This is a genomic window from Chitinibacter sp. ZOR0017, assembly GCF_000799095.1.
GTDB lineage: Bacteria > Pseudomonadota > Gammaproteobacteria > Burkholderiales > Chitinibacteraceae > Chitinibacter > Chitinibacter tainanensis.
Genome location: NZ_JTLG01000045.1, coordinates 1 through 16,343 on the forward strand (window position 1 = coordinate 1; position 16,343 = coordinate 16,343).

The 16,343-nt window shown below is 54.6% G+C and carries 15 protein-coding genes and 1 tRNA gene; 4 read left to right on the top strand and 12 right to left on the bottom strand.

Annotated elements, in window-relative coordinates:
* From L991_RS14395 to yihA, 6 genes are all read right to left on the bottom strand, one after another.
* Positions 1-2,769: Hpt domain-containing protein (locus L991_RS14395; protein WP_047396774.1), on the bottom strand; the 2,769-nt coding region annotated here is incomplete at its 3' end.
* Between the two features lie 61 nt (positions 2,770-2,830).
* Positions 2,831-5,008, bottom strand: a complete 2,178-nt coding sequence (locus L991_RS14400) for a methyl-accepting chemotaxis protein (protein ID WP_028450399.1) — start codon at positions 5,006-5,008, stop codon at positions 2,831-2,833.
* Between the two features lie 36 nt (positions 5,009-5,044).
* Positions 5,045-5,518 carry a chemotaxis protein CheW gene (locus tag L991_RS14405; RefSeq protein WP_052190922.1) on the bottom strand — a complete coding sequence of 158 codons (474 nt, stop codon included), beginning with the start codon at positions 5,516-5,518 and terminating at the stop codon, positions 5,045-5,047.
* 60 nt (positions 5,519-5,578) lie between these two features.
* Complete coding sequence (locus L991_RS14410) at positions 5,579-5,935, bottom strand: PleD family two-component system response regulator (RefSeq protein ID WP_373277574.1); 357 nt, start codon at positions 5,933-5,935, stop codon at positions 5,579-5,581.
* Positions 5,936-5,976: 41 nt separating this feature from the next.
* On the bottom strand, positions 5,977-6,360 hold the full coding sequence (gene pilG / locus L991_RS14415; protein WP_028450402.1) for a twitching motility response regulator PilG: 384 nt from the start codon (positions 6,358-6,360) through the stop codon (positions 5,977-5,979).
* 304 nt (positions 6,361-6,664) lie between these two features.
* A complete protein-coding gene (gene yihA, locus L991_RS14420; protein ID WP_047396776.1) occupies positions 6,665-7,294 on the bottom strand; it encodes a ribosome biogenesis GTP-binding protein YihA/YsxC in 630 nt (209 codons plus the stop codon).
* Positions 7,295-7,427: 133 nt separating this feature from the next.
* Here yihA and L991_RS14425 point away from each other — a divergent pair, with 133 nt between their 5' ends.
* The 4 genes from L991_RS14425 to L991_RS14440 all read left to right on the top strand — a co-directional run bounded on the left by L991_RS14425 (position 7,428) and on the right by L991_RS14440 (position 12,265).
* Entirely contained in the window at positions 7,428-8,042 is a 615-nt protein-coding gene (locus L991_RS14425) for a cytochrome c (RefSeq protein WP_034619738.1), read from the top strand.
* 81 nt (positions 8,043-8,123) lie between these two features.
* The gene (locus tag L991_RS14430; RefSeq protein ID WP_047396777.1) at positions 8,124-10,169 is read left to right on the top strand and encodes a cytochrome c biogenesis protein ResB; all 2,046 of its coding nucleotides are present in this window, start codon (positions 8,124-8,126) and stop codon (positions 10,167-10,169) included.
* Positions 10,166-11,470: a c-type cytochrome biogenesis protein CcsB gene (gene ccsB, locus L991_RS14435; protein ID WP_047396778.1), complete on the top strand. Its 1,305-nt coding sequence runs from the start codon at positions 10,166-10,168 to the stop codon at positions 11,468-11,470. Before L991_RS14430 ends, ccsB begins: the two co-directional genes overlap by 4 nt.
* Before the next feature lie 261 nt (positions 11,471-11,731).
* Positions 11,732-12,265, top strand: a complete 534-nt coding sequence (locus L991_RS14440) for a hypothetical protein (protein ID WP_028450407.1) — start codon at positions 11,732-11,734, stop codon at positions 12,263-12,265.
* Between the two features lie 3 nt (positions 12,266-12,268).
* Here the strand turns inward: L991_RS14440 and L991_RS14445 are convergent, their stop codons facing one another.
* The 6 genes from L991_RS14445 to L991_RS14470 form a co-directional block, all read right to left on the bottom strand.
* The gene (locus L991_RS14445) at positions 12,269-13,327 is read right to left on the bottom strand and encodes a GTP-binding protein (protein WP_047396779.1); all 1,059 of its coding nucleotides are present in this window, start codon (positions 13,325-13,327) and stop codon (positions 12,269-12,271) included.
* A gap of 14 nt (positions 13,328-13,341) precedes the next feature.
* Positions 13,342-13,956 carry an aminoacyl-tRNA hydrolase gene (gene pth / locus L991_RS14450; RefSeq protein WP_047396949.1) on the bottom strand — a complete coding sequence of 205 codons (615 nt, stop codon included), beginning with the start codon at positions 13,954-13,956 and terminating at the stop codon, positions 13,342-13,344.
* 74 nt (positions 13,957-14,030) lie between these two features.
* Positions 14,031-14,510 (bottom strand): GNAT family N-acetyltransferase, encoded by a 480-nt coding sequence (locus tag L991_RS14455; RefSeq protein WP_156129096.1) that lies wholly within the window; start codon positions 14,508-14,510, stop codon positions 14,031-14,033.
* A 39-nt stretch (positions 14,511-14,549) separates the two neighbouring features.
* Positions 14,550-15,125 (bottom strand): 50S ribosomal protein L25/general stress protein Ctc, encoded by a 576-nt coding sequence (locus L991_RS14460; protein ID WP_028450410.1) that lies wholly within the window; start codon positions 15,123-15,125, stop codon positions 14,550-14,552.
* A 131-nt stretch (positions 15,126-15,256) separates the two neighbouring features.
* Positions 15,257-16,207, bottom strand: coding sequence for a ribose-phosphate pyrophosphokinase (locus L991_RS14465; protein ID WP_028450411.1), 951 nt, complete (start codon positions 16,205-16,207; stop codon positions 15,257-15,259).
* Positions 16,208-16,268: 61 nt separating this feature from the next.
* Positions 16,269-16,343: transfer RNA gene (locus L991_RS14470), tRNA-Gln, on the bottom strand.

Here is a 16,343-nt window from a genome sequence, read left to right on the forward strand (position 1 = left end):
TTCGGCTTCGGCTTCGGCTTCGGCTTCGGCTTCGGCTTCGGCTTCGGCTTCAGCTTCGGCAAATGCTGACGCCACCTCAGTTTCAAACGCCAGAGCTGCAGGTGCAGTATCGGCCGCAATTTCTTCGCCATCGAGCGAGAGTTCGGCGCCACTTGCCTGCAATTCGCTCAACCGCGCTACCAAGCCTGGTGCGGTCGGTGGCACTTGCTGGTTGAAAATCATGCCCAGCATGATATCGAGGGTGTTTACGGCATCGGCAAACAGATCTTTATGCTCACCGGCTTCGGCACCCAGATTTTGCAGGCCATGCTCAACGGCGTAGGCTAGCTCCCCCTGTGGGCGGAAGCCCGCCGTCGAGGCGATACCGCCCAAGGTATGGGCGGCCAGAATAAACTGTGGTTCGGTTTGATTGGTTTCCGCCAGCACGGCCACGCCATGCTGCAAGGCTGCGAGGTGTTTTTTGGCCTCATCGCAGAAGATGCCAAACAACACAGGCGACACAGCCACCCCGCCAATCTGGATGTCGGTATTTTCTTCGCTGAGCGCGGGCTCCTCGAGTGTTACTTCAGCCACCGGCGCAGGCGCTTCATCCTCACCCGCTTCAGCCATACTCCGCAGGGTATTGGCCTCCAGCTCAATCGCGCTGCTCTCTACCGAGACATGCCCCTCTTTTTGCAACTGTTGTACCCAGTTACCAAAAGCGGTGTGGGTCAGTTCCAGCAAGGCCAAGAGGCGTGGCGTGACTGGTTTTTCCAGCTGTAGCCATTTGTTCATCACCTGTTCAATCGACCAGGCCACTTCACCCAGCTGGAACAGTCCAACCATGCGGCCACTGCCCTTCAGGGTGTGGAAACTACGACGAATGGTGGTGATGGCTTCGTGCTGCTGTGGATCGGTGCGCAGCACGTCAATATTCTGCTCAATGGCCGCCAGCACTTCGACCGCCTCTTCGAGATAGACCTCCAGGAGTTCGGCGTCCATCGCCGCTTCAGAGACTGGCAGTGGTTTATTTTCAAGCACCGGCTCTGGCGCTTTCACTGCGACTGGCGCCTCAACAATACCCTGCACTTCCGGCTCGGCTTCCAGCGCCGCCAACGGGGCTTCTTCGATCAGAGCGGGCTGATCCTGCTCGCCTTGCAAGCGATGCAGCATCGGCAGTAGTTGATTCTCTTCATCCCGTTTTTGTGCAAGATCATCAACATAGAAACCCAATGCCGACAGCGCCTCAGCAAGCTCTTCGAGTTTGCTTTGCTCTGGCAGCTCTTCAGCTTCCATATAGCTGGTGATCCGCAACAGACATTGATGGCATAGCTCAACCGCCTGCGGGCGATCCAGCATCATCAGTGCGCCTTGCACCTGATGCAGCATTGGCTCGATTTGCTCAAGCTGGTGGCGCTGCGCCGGGTCGCGGAAGAATGCATCCAGGATTTCTTCGATGCTTTGCAGATTGCTGCGAATCTCATTCGACAGCTGACCCAGCAACATCCGCTCCTGAGCTTCGCGGCTCACTTCATCCAGCTGCGGTAATTCGTGGCTAGCCGCCGGGTCTTGCAAGCGTGCGAGCAGGGCATGAACTTGCTCGCTGAAATCTTCGGCCTGACTTGGGTAAATCAGCAGCGCATTTTCGGCCAGCAAGAGCCCGGTGGCGATTTCCAGCGCCAAGGTGTCGGCCGCTTGCGGGCTATCGCTTGCCGTTAGCAAACCTTGCAACAACCCTGCAAAGCCATCAATTTGCAGCGCTTCGCTCTTGGCCAACACTTGGCGCAAATGATGCTGCACTTGGCTGCGTTTTTCTTGATTACCGCTGGCCACCCGCGCCCACAGATCTTTAGCTTGGCCCAATTCGTCGCGCAAACTGCGCGCGAGCTGTTGCCCAGCAACGCTTTCGGCCGAGATGACGTCCTGCTCATTCGGTAGCATGGCCGCCAATTCAAACTGCTGCGCAAGACCTTTTGCCAGCGCGCTATCGGTATCGAGCTGGACCAGTACATACAGCAAATCACGGAATAAGCGCTCGGCCACCTTGCTTGAGCCATCGGCCAAACGCCGAATTTGCAAATTCAAGCGCAGCAGGAGCTGCTTAGGCTCGAGATCCAGCCCGGCGCGGTTAGTACCTAGGCCATCAATTACCGCCGCCGCGGTCCACCAGAAAGCACGCGGAATGCTTGAAGATTGCGCTTTGGCCAGCTCCGCCAAAGCGGCGGCCATCACTGGAGTAACCTGATTTTGCCCTTTCAGCCAGCGCAGCAGGCCGCTCTCATAGCGTTTGCGCTGCTCGCGGATCAGCGCGGTGAGCGCTTCGGCCGCCAGCGGATTGCTGGGCAAGCCCACGGGCAAATCCAGCATCAGTTGCGGGAAAAACAATTCCGCCCCTGAAGCACTGCCTTTGCGCAACTGTGCCAGCAGCCGGAAGGTGGGCAGCAGGCTCAGTGGAATATTCGGCATGCCAGCCATCAGCCGTTGCAGATACTGATTGATATCGGCCAGGCCTTGCTCAATGGTGGGTAAGCTTTCGGCGGTGAGATCGCCGCGCTCAAGGGCAAAAATCACCTGCTCAATTTCTTCGCAGAATCGCGCCACCCCAGTCAGCTCAACCAGCTCTAGCGCACCATAGGCTTGGTGCAAATAACTAGCGGCATGTTTGAGATGGGAAGCATCGGATTTATCCTTGAATTGCTGTAAGGATTGCCGGGCCTGAGCCAGCGTATTCTCGATTTCTGCGTTCACCCACAGCAACGAGCTTTTATCGAATTCAGTATGCATGCTCATGGCAGAATCCCATGAAAGAAGGGTTGAACCAACGGTTCAACCCTGTCAGATCAGAAAAAAATCAAGACAGCTTGAAGCCGGCCACCGAAGACTTCAGCTCAGAGGCCAGACCAGTCAGCTCACCAACCGCTTCAGCCGACTGTTTGGTACCTTGGGTGGTTTGTTCAGTAATGGCCAAAATGTCACGCATGGTGTCGGTTACTTTGGCCGCCAGTGCAGTTTGACCCTCTGTTTCGTGGGCAATCGATTCAATCAGACGAGCCAGTTCACGTGATACGCGACCGATCTCTGCCAGCGCCGTACCGGCAGAGTCAGATAGTTTCGCCCCTTCCACTACCCCTTGCGTCGACACTTCCATCGCCGCTACCGCATCGTGGGTATCGGCCTGAATTGTTTTCACAATCGCGCCGATCTGTTTCGTTGCTTCACCAGAGCGCTCCGCCAGTCGCTGAACCTCTTCGGCTACCACCGAGAAACCACGGCCAGCTTCACCAGCGGCGGCAGCCTGAATCGCTGCATTCAAAGCCAGTACGTTGGTCTGTTCGGTAATGTCGGAGATCAACTCTACGATCTCACCAATCTCTTGCGACGATTCGCCCAGACGTTTAATCCGTTTTGCAGTTTCCTGAATCTGCTCGCGAATCTCGTTCATCCCTTTAATTTGGTTATTTACCGCATCCGCACCCTGCTCTGCGGCTTGCAGCGAGGTTTGGGCTACATCTGCCGATTGGGCGGCGGTGGATGATACGTCCTGAATCGACTGTACGATCTGCTCAACGTTGCGGTTAGTGGTTTCAATCTCGCGCGACTGACGCTCAGCGGCTTGCAGCAGCTGCTCAGAAATTTGCTGCGCCTGTGCAGTCGAAGAATTTACCTTGTCCGTCGCACGGTTAATCCCCGTAATCAGTGTCCGCAGCTCTTCAATTGTAAAGTTAATCGAGTCAGCAATCGCACCGGTCAGGTCCTCGGTCACCGAAGCACGAATCGTCAGATCACCATCGGCCAAGTCACCCATTTCATTCAGCAAGCGCAAAATCGCGTCCTGATTTTTGCGGTTCTCTGCCTCGGAGGCCAAACGACGTTTTACCGACTCTTGGTTGAATACCCGCACCAGCAACAGCAATGAGCCCAAAGCCAAACCAATCAGCACCAGCTCCAAGGCACCCACAATGAAACCACCGGTTTTATTGTCATACTGGGTTGCCAGCTCGGCAGTATCGGTCAGCAGCTTATCCGAATCGCGCACAATCGCCTGATTAGCCAAGCGAGTATTCACCAGGGGCTGCATATTGGTTGAGAACGAAGCCACCACCACTTCAAAGTCTTTAAACAAACTTTGAATCTGCTCGATTTTCTCGGCCAGCGCGGTGGTTTCTACCGCACGAATTTGCAGCTCTTGATTGCCTTCGGCAAAGCCTTTCAGGATTTCTTTGAACGTCGATACGTCTTTACCCAAAAGGAACACCACCTCAGGGTTGATCAGCTCAGAGGCCAGCATCGCATTGGCGTTTTTCGACATCCGCTGCGACAACATCGACAGCTGATTGGCGTAATCCAGTTCCCGCGCGTTTGCACCGCCATCGGCCAGCATCGAAGTCAGCTGCTGGGTTTGCTCGAGCAGCTTGGCATCATTGACATTAATACCATCCACACTCTTACCAATGGTAATCAGCTGGGGTTTTTGCTTCAGAATAGTATCTACCGTTGGCCGGCTTGGATTAGGGCGGTAAGACGCATTCCAAGTTTCGGTAATCTTGCCGATCAGCTCAGAGCCAGAAACTTGAAACAGATTCCAAGAGCCTTGGGCATCGGTCAGTTCGGTCAAGTTGGCATCGAACTTGGTATAGGCGTCTTGCAAAATGCCAAACGCTTCTTCATTACCTTGCACCGCCTGATTGGAAGCCCGTGCCAAACGCTGCGAAAGCATCTGCATTTCCGTCGCAATCGCCTGGTGGTTGGCATTGGTTTCCGCTGAGCGGAAAGACAAAAATGCAGTCAGCGCAAACAGCAGCAAACTGAGCACCATCACCAGCAGCAAGATGGCCATCTGTTGCCGTGATGGCAGATGCCCGATCAGCGGCAGCGGCTTAGCCAGCTGTGAAGTATCACCTTCCGGCAGGCGGATTTTGTCCAAGATCCACGTTGTTCTCGACGGATCGAACGATTGCTTTTTCGGCTCGGCCTTTCCTGCCTGATCGCTACCCGAAAAGAGCCCCTTGATTTTATCCACCACTCCCATTGCTGCCTCCCAAACCACACCCAATAGTGATCGTTTTTATGCAATACCTGTTTGCAAAAAGCTCGGCTGTTTCGCCAGCTCTTCAATAATTAGTGTTTTCCATTCTGCCCCTGCCGCATCGCGATACCGATCACCCAGCCAAGGTGGCGCATCGGCCTCCGCAGGCTCAGCGCTAAAATCGGCCAAGTGTTTCAAGCCCAGCATTTTATTGACCAGAATTGCCGCATGCGGCAAATGCCGAGGCTGCAACATCACCAGCCGCGACATATTGTTAAACCCGGGGTGGCTCAAACCCAGAAACGCGGGCAGGTCGGTGACGCTGACCAAATTCCCGCGCACATTGGCGATGCCCTTAAACCAAGGATGAGCCAGCGGCACGCCCGCGACCAAGGGCAGCGGCATCACTTCAGCGACGTCACCTAAATCCACCAGCCAGTTTTCCGTACCGATCTGAATACCCAAGCGCGCATCGACCTGAGCCACTGCGGCGGCAGATTGCAAGCGGTCCATTACCCCTTGCTGGTACTCTCGCAAACTAATCCGTTTTGCCATGCTGAGCCCTACCGAGAATTACAGACTGGCAATTTTGCTAAGCAACTCTTGCGAATCCACAGGTTTTACTACGTACTCAACCGCGCCCTGGCGCTTCGCCCAGACCATATCGGTTTCTTGATTTTTCGAGGTACACATAATGATGGGGATATGCTTAGTCGCTTCATCGCGGCTGATGGTGCGGGTAGCCTGAAAGCCATTCATACCCGGCATCACCACATCCATCAGAATCAAATCAGGCATCAGGTCTTTGGTCTTGGCAACGGCTTCTTCACCCGATTCCAAAGTCATAATCTGAAAACCGTTTTTCGTTAGCAATTCACCCAAGAAATGACGTTCGGTTGGAGAATCATCAACGATCAGGATTTTTTTGATGGCCATTTCGGTTTATCCACAAAGTAAATTCAATCAACAAATTAGGCTAAGCCAGCGTGTGAGCGCACCGCAGTCAACAGGCTGTCTTTGGTAAATGGTTTGGTGAGGTATTCGTCAGAGCCAACCATGCGCCCACGCGCACGGTCAAACAAGCCATCCTTAGAAGACAGCATCACCACTGGGGTTGACTTAAAGCGCGGGTTCTTTTTGATCAAAGCGCAGGTCTGATAACCATCCAGACGCGGCATCATAACATCGACAAAAATGACATGTGGATGATGATCGGCAATTTTGGCCAAGGCATCAAACCCATCTTCAGCCAAGATCACTTCACATCCGGCCTGCCCTAGGAAGATCTCGGCACTGCGGCGGATGGTGTTGCTATCATCAATCACCATCACTTTAACACCCGCTAAACTCGACATCTCAACCTCCCCGATTCCATTGCCGCGCGCGGCACACGGCTGACACTGCAACGATAGCACAGGCGCTTTAAAGCGCGTGTTATCTAGTTGATTTTCTATTAAGGCTAAAATCTTATGCTGGCGGGAAGGATTTAGACAAGGCTAATACAGAAAGCGTAGAAAAAAAGAAACCCCAGCCGAAATTATCCTTGACTGGGGCCACATAGATGCTCCAAACGGAGCCCCGCTCAGGGAGGAAAAGCGGGAGGTGCAGGGGCGCACCTAGAGTTCAAAATAGCCGGACTGACTCATTAAGCAAGGAAATTTATTCCCCGTCCATCGGCTCTTCATCCTGCTCGACTGCCATCGCAGCCGCAAACCAAGCCCCCACCACTTGCTCGACTTCATCAACACCCTGTTTTTTCAAACTGGAAAACAGCTGCACCGTGATATGCGGGTAATCGGCGAATTCTTTTTTTACCATGCGCAGCGCTTGGGTTTTCTCTTGGTTATTGAGCTTATCAGCCTTGGTCAGCACACAATGAATCGGTTTGCCGGTTGGCATAAAGAAATCGAGCATCAACCGATCCAGCTCGGTCAGCGGGCGGCGGCTATCCATAATCAGCACGAGGCCAATCAGATTCGGGCGGGTTTCGAGGTATTTACCCAAAAGTCCCTGCCAATGCAGGCGGATTTTTTCAGGCACAGCGGCATAACCATAGCCGGGCAAGTCCACCAGTCGCCGCAACTGGCCAAAATCGAAGTAATTGATATGCTGAGTACGACCTGGTGTTTTTGAAACATATGCAAGCCTAGTGTGATTGGCCAGCGTATTGATTGCACTGGATTTACCAGCATTAGAACGACCAGCAAAGGCCACTTCTAGCCCGTCGGGTGGAAGTGCTTTTAAATCATTGACGGTAGTGAGAAAAGTAAGGCCTTGAAATAGGGACATCTGAAAGCGCCATAGTGGTTTGTATCGGGGTCTTGCTATAGAATACCAGCATTTGATAGACCATCGTCGGCAACAACCGGACAAAAGTCCACCCAAAGCACCGACAAATACGCACAATTACGGGAGCGGATTTATGCGCAGCACGACTGTAGCAATCAAGCTAGCAGCACTTTTGATGATGGCGCCGGCAGTTTTCGCCGCCGGCAGCAAAGGCGACCCCAGCAAGGGCAAAGTGATCGTCGATCAAGTTTGTGCCGCCTGTCACGGCGTTGATGGCAACAGTGTCGCAAGTGCAAACCCGCGTCTGGCTGGCCAGCACCCAGAATACATTGTGAAGCAGCTGCATGAATTCAAGACCCAAAAGCGTAAAAATGCCGTGATGTTGGGTATGGCTACCCCGCTGTCAGATGCCGACATGGCCAATGTGGCCGCTTATTTCAGCCAGCAAAAGCCGAAAGCTCAAGGCGCTTCAAATAAAGAGTTGATCGAAGCCGGTAAGAAAATCTACCGCGGCGGCGTTGCCAGCAAAAACGTACCTGCCTGTATGGCCTGTCACGGCCCAGCAGGTTCAGGTATTCCTGGCCAATACCCACGCCTGAGCGGCCAACATGCAGCTTACACTGCGGCCCAGCTGACTGCATTCCGTGTTGGCGAGCGCAACAACAACCAGCCGATGAGCGAAATCGCCGCCAAATTGTCTGATCAAGAGATCAAAGCGGTTTCTGAGTACATTCAGGCACTTCATTAATCATTCGCGCAGGAACTTGCGGTTCCTGTTGCTTACCAAGAGGGGTCAAGGTCAGCACGACCTCTGCCCCTTTTTTAGTTTATGACCCAAGCTTCCCGCCATTTGCCCTTCCGCCGCGCCTTGTTTGACCTGCTGTCATCCATGCGCTTTGCCATCAGCCTGCTCACCATTCTGGCCATTGCCTCCATCATCGGCACCGTTTTAAAACAGAACGAGCCCTATGTGAATTACCGGGTGGAATTTGGTGAGTTCTGGTTCAGCATTTTCCAGCCTTTGGGGCTGTTTGATGTTTACCACGCCAGCTGGTTTCTGGTTATTCTGACCTTCCTCGTGGTATCGACCAGTTTATGCATCTGGCGTCACTGGCCGGGCGTTGTGCGCGACTTCAAAGGCTATCGCGAAAAAGCCAGCTTAAATTCGCTGCGCCTCATAAGCCATCACGCGGAACAAGCTAAGCGCCTAGAAACCAGCGCCGTTGAAAGTTATCTGCAACGCGAAGGTTATCGCTACAAAATCCGTCACGAGGGCGACACCACCCTGCTGGCGGCTAAAAAAGGCAGCTGGCAAAAACTGGGCTATCTTTTTGCCCACTTGGCGATTGTGGTGATTTGTATTGGCGGCCTGATGGATGGCAATTTGCCATTAAAACTACTGGAAACCTTTGGCCTGAAAGCCCCGGAAACGCGGGATATTCCACAAAGCCAGATTCCAGCCATCAGCCGGCTCGAGAGTAATAATCTGTCTTTCCGTGGCAATGTCACCTTAAGCGAAGGGAGCAGTGCTTCAGTCGTGTTTCTGAATGCCGGCAATGGCTATTTTGTGCAAGAGCTGCCCTTTGCACTCAAGCTCAAGAAATTCCATATCGAGCATTACTCCACCGGGATGCCCAAGCTATTTGCCAGCGATATTGATGTGCTGGATCTACAAAGTGGCAAGGTCATCCAAAGCGGCACGGTGAAAGTGAATCACCCGCTGATCGTTGATGGGGTAGCCATCTATCAGGCCAGTTTTGGCGATGGCGGCTCGGGCCTGGAATTTATGCAGTGGGATCTGGCCAGCGGCAAAACCAGCCCACTCAATACTCGCTCGCAAACCAATCAAGCCCTCACTTTAGCTGGCCGCCAATATCAACTGGAAGTCGGCGATCTGCGCCCGTTCAACATCGAAGATCTTGGCAAACCCGCCGAAGGCAGCACTTCGGCCGTCGCGGTGGATAAACTGCAAGAGCGGCTCGCCAGCGCGCAAGCCGTCACCAGCAGCAAAAATCTGCGCAACCTTGGCCCTATGGTGCAATTCAAATTGCGCGATGACACCGGCCAAGCGGTGGAATATCAAAATTATATGGCTCCGTTTTTTGAAAATGGCGCCAGCTACTTTATGACGGGTATACGCCGGGAAGTATCAGCACCATTTAGCTTCGTGCGTATACCCCTCGATAGCGACAACCAGATCGCCAGCTTTATCCGCCTGCGCCAAACCTTGCTGGATCCAAGCCTGCATGCCGAGATCGCTCGCCGCACCGCGGCCAAAGCCCAAGCGGGTGGAGGCGTGTCGGCACAAAGCCAAGCTCAGTTTGCCGAAGTCACCCAAACGGTACTCAGCCAATTTGCGCAAGGCGGCCTGCCAGCGATTGATCGCTTCTTGGCCGAGAAAGTCCCTGATGACAAACGCCAAGCCGTGGCACAAACATATCTAAAAGTACTGCAGGGCGCGGTGATTGATGCCATGGATGTGGCCACCGGCCGCGCGGGCCTGCCACAGTTGCCGATGAATGAAGCCAATTATCGCTTTCTGATGGATAGCTTGGTAGCCACCAGCCAGCTGTTTGATTACGGCAGCCCAATCATCCTGCAACTGAATGGCTTTAACGAGGTCAAAGCCAGCGGCTTCCAGCTCACCCGCTCACCCGGCAAGAACGTGGTGTATCTGGGTTCGCTGCTGCTGATTCTGGGCGTATTCTGCATGTTCTACATCCGGGAAAACCGGCTGTGGGTGCATCTGAGCGAGCAAGGCACCTTGCTGGCGATGAGCAGCAATCGCAAAACCCCGGATCTGGATCGCGAATTTGCCCGCCACCAGCAACAACTGCTGGGGCAGAAACCTACCGAGCAAGAGTCTGACGCATGAATGCACTTACCCCCGCCCGCAATTGGGCCGACTATGGTTACGCGGCACTGATTGTGCTGGCTGGCTGCCTGACTTGGCAGCTCTATCACAGCTATCTGGATTACTACGAGCAAGGCATTTTGCTGGGCTCGGCCGCCGGCCTGATCTGGCTGGGCTGGTTCTGGAAACCTATGCGCTGGTACTTCCCGCTCACCGCCTTGCTGGCACTGGCGGCCATTGGCTTGTATCAGGGCGAGCTTGCCCGTGGGCAGAGCGCTTTCTGGCTCAAGTACATCCTGTCTAGCCAATCGGCGGTGATGTGGATGTGCGTGCTGTTTTTCCTGGCGATGTTTGTTTACTGGCTGGGCCTTTTTAAACGCTCGGCCACTGCGCTGCGGGTTGCCACTGGCCTAACCTGGGCCGCCGCCGTCATGGCCATGACCTCCAAGCTGGTGCGCTGGTATGAAAGCTATCTGATCGGTGCCGACATTGGCCATATCCCGGTCTCGAATCTTTACGAAGTATTTATTCTGTTCTGTCTGATCACCGCGCTGATGTATCTGTATTACGAGGCGAAATTTCAGGCTCGCTCCATGGGCGCGTTTGTATTGCCGATTATCTGTGCAGCCGTCGCCTTTATCATCTGGTATACCTTTGATCGGCAGGCGCATGAAATTCAGCCACTGATTCCGGCACTGCAATCGTGGTGGATGAAGATCCACGTACCAGCGAACTTTGTTGGCTATGGTGCGTTTGCGATTGCCGCCATGTTGGGCATTGCCTGGCTGTTGGCCAGCCCGAAAGCCATCCAGCCCGCCACCCGCAAAGGCCTGCTGCTGGGCTCGCTGGCCGTGTTTGCACTCACGCTGCTTGCCCACCTGAACGCCGCCAGCCTCGCTAGCGATCCAAATAACCTCACCGGCGTTGGCTTTGCGGCGAAATTTGGCTATAGCATTGCCGGCCTGCTACTGGTTGCCGCCAATCGTGGCCGCCTGCAACATGTCTTCCCTAAGCCCGACATGCTGGAAGAAGTGTCATACCAGGCCATTGCCGTCGGCTTTCTGTTCTTCACTATCGCCACCGTACTAGGTGCAATGTGGGCAGCAGATGCCTGGGGCGGCTACTGGAGCTGGGATCCGAAAGAAACCTGGGCGCTGATCGTGTGGCTGAATTACGCCACCTGGCTGCATATCCGGCTGGTGAAAGGCTGGCGCGGTGAAGTGCTGGCTTGGTGGTCGGTGGTCGGGCTGTTTATTACCACTTTTGCCTTTATTGGCGTGAATATGTTCCTCTCCGGCCTGCACTCCTACGGCGGGCTGTAAACCAAAACTATTTGACGCCAACAGGCCACCCACGGGTGGCCTGTTTCCATTTTGCAACAATCGTTTGAAACTGCCAGCCAGCCAAAAGCGCCAGCAAATCAGCGCAAAAGCCTTGTTAATACAGGCTTTGCATCATCATTTGCTTATTCTTGCGCCGCCGCAACATACCCCGGTAACATTTCCACACACCCACGGGTGCAAGGTCGGCGATAACATGTTCGCTCGCTATGCTGCTACGCCACAAAAAGGCATGTTTACACCATGGATAACAACACGCTATTCATCCGCACGGAACTCGGTAACCACGAGCTGCAAAACCGCTCGGCCGGCTTCCCGATCAAGCAGCGTCAACTGCTGTTTCTGATTGATGGCCAGAACCGGATCGCTGATCTGGCCGCTTTTAGCCCAAATCTGGAAGAGCTCAAACTCCGGCTGGTTAAGCTGATGGAGCTGGGCCTGATCGTTGAAGAAGGCGCGCGCCAGCCACCTGAGCGCTTGCCCAGCATCTTCGATCCAACGGTACAACCAACCATCCCGCCACCAGGCTCAACCCCGCTCAAAGGCCTGCCCAGCGCCAAAGCGCTGCAGAATGTGCGCCGGATCATCAGCATGACCGACCAGACCTATCTGGGCGGCAAGCTGGAATTTATGCTGCAGGATGTATTTGATGTGATGAGCACACCGGAAGAGCTGCAGTTTTGTATTGACCGCTGGCAACGCACCATGCGCGATGCCGGCCTCAACGACATGGCCGATTCGTATATGTGGCAGGTGCGCAGCGCGCTGAGCGATTAACGTTTAGCGACGCGGCGTCATGATCGCCGCCAAGAGTTGTGCTTCCAGCAGCGCCCAATCGGGCGCTGTTGTGCTTTCTACGATCACCTCAAAGCGACTATCGCGGCGGTAGGCACTAGGCGCGGCCCCCACCATCCCTTCCACCCAGTCAAAGCAATACCAGTCACGCTCGGTCTGAAACACCCCCTTGGCCCGGCTCAAGCCCACCAGCCCAAGGTTATCGGGGTCTTGCAGTGCTTCAAACAAGCCCGCCACCTGAGCACTGGCAAACCAAGTATCAGGCGAGAAGATCCAGCCGCAGCTGTGCGAGCCAAGGCTGGATTGCGTTTTACGCACCGGCCACACCAGAGGCTGCTCGCAGGCATCCGCAGCCGGAGCTGCCTTGCGGCGCGGTAGCAAACGATGCCCCTGCGGCGCTGCCACGGGCTCTGCTGGCCAGCGCTCGGGGTGCAACTCCAGATCCAGCAAATCAGCCGCAAAAACGCCCTGCCGCGCTCGCTGCACAGCCAGTTTGGGCGGAAACTGCGCGGCCGCCATCTGCTCGGCCGCCGTGATTTGCGCCTCATCGGCCAGATCACATTTATTCAGCACCAGCACATCGGCCAATTGCAGCTGATCGCGCCAGGTTTCGTGCGTGGTATAGCGGCTATCGGCCAGATGCCGCGGATCAAGCAAGGTGACAATCGCGCGCAATTCAAAAGCGCTAGCGAGCATTGGGTCGCGCAATAAATCCACAATACCCGCAGGGTGTCCCAGCCCGGAAGGCTCGATTAATAAGCGCTGCGGACGAATACCCCTGGCTAACTTGGTGAGTGTGACCCGCAGCTGCGGGCTGGTGGTACAGCAAATGCAGCCGCCCGGCACTTCCGCCACCTGCAAGCCCTCACCCGCCGCCGACAGGCTCGCGCCATCAATCCCCACCTCGCCAAATTCGTTCACCACAATGGCCCAGTATTCATCGGCCGGTTTATTCGCCAGCAAATGCATGAGGGCGGTGGTTTTACCCACCCCGAGAAAACCGGTAACGATATTGACAGGGATTGGGGCAGCGGTAGTGGGCATGGCAGGCTCGGTGTTTATTCGGATTTCGGGGCCGGTTTGTGTTCGCGCTTCTTGCTTTCATCGGTATGCAAGAGGCTCATCGCCTGGCCACTTTGCCCGGCCAACAGCTTAGGCAACACGCTCAAGGCCTTGATCACGGCCTTATCGATTTCTTCCTGCTCTTCGCGCCGCGGCGGTTTAAGCACAAAATTAGCCACTTCGGCCTTATTGCCCGGATGCCCGATGCCTAAGCGCAGGCGCCAGTAATTGGGCGTGCCCAGATGCGCCTGAATATCGCGCAGACCATTGTGCCCGCCGTGGCCGCCGCCTTGCTTGAGCTTGGCGAGGCCAGGCGCCAGATCCAGCTCATCGTGCACGACCAAGATCTCGTCAGGCAGAATTTTATAAAACTGCGCCAGCGCCACCACCGCCAGACCACTGCGGTTCATATAGGTTTGCGGCTGTAATAGCCAAACATCATGGCCAGCCAGATTCACCCGCCCCACTTGGCCGTGAAACTTGCTGTCCTGCCGCAGCATAATCTTGCCGTCGCGGGCTAACTCATCCACCAGCCAGAAGCCCGCATTGTGACGGGTGGCCGCGTATTCGGCGCCCGGGTTGCCCAACCCTACGATTAATTTTATTGTCATATCCAGCTCAATCAATAGCCTGCCAAACGTTCAGACGAATCATACCGCACCTACATTCGCCCACCCTACACATGCTAATTGAGTCCATATTCCATAATTTCTTCATCAGCACTGAGCACCTGCACGGAGTGCCACCCCTGCGAGCGGTAAAAACCATAAGCTCTTAATCTGGGATCTGGCACAGCGCTGAGCCAGATTCTTGGCACACCGTGCGCCTGCAGAGTGGCTACCGCTTGCTCAAGCAATTGACGACCAATACCCAAGCCTTCGTATTCCGGTGCAACGGCCAATACCAACATTTCGCCAGAGCGAATATCAACAGCGCAAAAGCCAGCGTAATTTTCGTTGAGTTCGCACAACCAGCCGACATGCCAGCCTCGCTCTAGCGCAACAGCTGCACTGTCTAGCGTAATGCCTAAAGCTTCGAGCTGCGACAAACTAAGCGGGTTTTCCCGCGTTCGGCTGCGCAGAGTAAAAAGATGCGGCAAGTCATCGGCTTGTGTTTTTCTAATCAGCATGCTTTTTGCCAAAGTGATATGAAAAAACCCCGCCAAAGCGGGGTTTCTCGTTAGGCACTACCGAGGTGCGAAAGCTTAGCCTTTCGCGCCGTTCAGCAGAGAAACCGCCAGGTCTGCACCGCGCAGCAGTGAAACCAGTTGTACGCCTTCTGGCAGAACCAGATCTGACAAGTGTACAGACAGGTTGCCTACAGCCAGGTTGGCTTGGTCAACAGTGATGTACTCTGGCAGTTTAGAAGCAGCACAACGAACCATAACTTCTTTCAGTACGTTGCTGATGCTACCGCCTTGCAGTTTAACGCCTTGGCAAGTATCGCCATTCACGAAGTGCAGAGGTACTTTCAGCTCAACAACGGTGTCGCTGTTTACGCGCTGGAAGTCAACGTGCAGTACTTGCTGTTTGAACGGGTGGTATTGCACCGCGCGCAGCAGAACTTGCTGAGCCGCTGCGCCGTCAACTGACAGGTTGATCAGGGCAGTGTGGAATTTCTCGTCTTGCAGCGTGTAGTACATGCTGTTGTGATCGAGGGCGATAGCTTGAGGCTCGCCTGCACCGTAAACGATGGCTGGCAGTTGGCCAGCTTTACGCAGGCGGCGGCTCGCACCAGTACCCTGCAGTTCACGGGCTTTAGCTTGAATTTCGAAAGTCATTTTTAAAACTCCAGTTTGGATAACAACATACGCCCCCCGCGACCAGAGAAGCATATGATTCAGAGGGTATATCCTCAGAATGCTTTTACTACAAAGCCTGCAGGGCAATACCTACAGGCTGTATAAATCAATTAATCAACGAACAGGCTAGACACCGACTCTTCGTTGTTGATGCGGCGCATGGTTTCCGCCAAGAGGCCCGCAATCGAAACAACGCGTACACGGCCGCTGGCTTGCGCTTCTTCCGACACCGGAATGGTGTCAGTCACTACGACTTCATCCAGCGCCGACTGCAAGATGCGCTCTACTGCGGCGCCCGAGAATACCGGGTGAGTAGCGTAAGCCATGACCTTTTTCGCGCCGAATTTTTTCAGCGCTTCAGCGGCTTTACACAGGGTATTGGCGGTATCGATCATGTCGTCGATGATGATACAGGTGCGATCTTTCACATCACCGATGATGTGCATCACTTCGGCCACATTGGCTTTCGGGCGACGCTTGTCGATGATGGCCATATCCACACCCAGCTGTTTCGCCATCGCCCGCGCACGCAATACGCCGCCCACGTCAGGAGAAACAATCATCAGGTCTTCATGGTTTTTCGCGCGGATATCGGCCAGCAATACTGGCGTGGAATAAATATTATCCACCGGGATATCGAAGAAGCCTTGGATCTGGTCAGCGTGCACATCGACCGTCAACACGCGATCAACGCCGGCCACTTGCAGCATATTGGCTACGACTTTCGCCGAAATCGGCACCCGGGCTGAGCGCGGACGACGATCCTGGCGGGCATAACCGAAATAAGGAATAGCGGCGGTAATCCGGCCGGCCGAAGCACGTTTCAGCGCATCCACCATCAACATCATTTCCATGATGTTGTCGTTGGTCGGCACACAAGTGGATTGCAATACAAATACGTCACGACCACGGACGTTTTCCAGCAACTCCACCGTCACTTCTCCATCCGAGAAACGGCCAACAGTGGCGCGCCCCAGAGAGATGTCCAGGTGATTCACTACACGCTCAGCAAGCCGTGGGTTGGCATTGCCGGTAAAAACCATGAGGCTGTCGTAAGCCATTTTCGATTCCTGAAAAACGAAAAGCGTGTAACCGGTGATTACACGCTTTTCTTTTTATAGGTGGCAGGGGAAGAAGGATTCGAACCTTCGCATGCCGGAATCAAAATCCGGTGCCTTAACCAACTTGGCGACTCCC